This is a genomic window from Vibrio sp. 1562 (assembly GCF_033340155.1).
GTDB lineage: Bacteria > Pseudomonadota > Gammaproteobacteria > Enterobacterales > Vibrionaceae > Vibrio > Vibrio alginolyticus.
In genome coordinates, this window is sequence record NZ_JAWOVY010000247.1 from 1 (window position 1) to 780 (window position 780).

General features: G+C 45.8%; 1 protein-coding gene. It reads left to right on the forward strand.

All coding sequences use genetic code 11. The features are described from left to right. A partial coding sequence (locus R7Z49_RS24445) for a DUF6701 domain-containing protein (protein ID WP_318112288.1) occupies positions 1–780 on the forward strand: 780 nt, incomplete at both ends.

Below are 780 nucleotides of genomic sequence, written 5' to 3' on the forward strand. Positions count from 1 at the left end.
ACCCGTGATGGCAATATTGTCTGATCCCGACTTGTTCACGCTAGAGGTGGTGAAAGGGAAACCGACCTCAACTGAAAACCAGTTTCAATCTAACGATAATGGTGAGCTCATTGTTCGTGTGGTTCCAAACGACATCGATAAGATCTCATTAGACGCCAATTACTCTTTGACTTTCACGATGGTCGGAGACTCCGCTAAGGAGCAAACTGTCAACTTCATGTTTACGCCGTTTATGTTCGAAGCGTATTCAAATGAAAGACGGACACTGAGTGAAATTCGCGTCATCGCTGGTAAACCAGAAAATGTTCATACCCGTCTGCTCGCTTGTGCCTCCACAGGAGAACCCGTCGTTGCCAGCAATTACAATGGTAAACCCAAAGTAGTTCACCCTTTGATTAAACCTCTCGGTGGAAGCGAAGGTGATTTTAGTTATTCTGCTGAGTTCAAAGACGGATTATCGGAACATGGCTTAATTACTAACGAATCCGGACTGTTCGAGGTGACGTTATCCGACCAATTCGAATGTAAAGGATTTTCAGAGTGTCCGGACGACGGCACAGTTGAAGTAACAGGCAAGTTTAATGTGTACTCGCGACCATGGACCTTGGCAATCTGTGAGAACCAAAACACCTTGCCTTCAGGCACATCCGAACAAGGTGATAAGTTCATTGCCGCTGGCGAACATTTCTCGTTAACGGTGAAACCCGTCATCTGGCAAAAAGGGGGTTCTATCAATGATCCTATCGACTCATCAGCTTATTGTGATGCTTTGGTCACGAC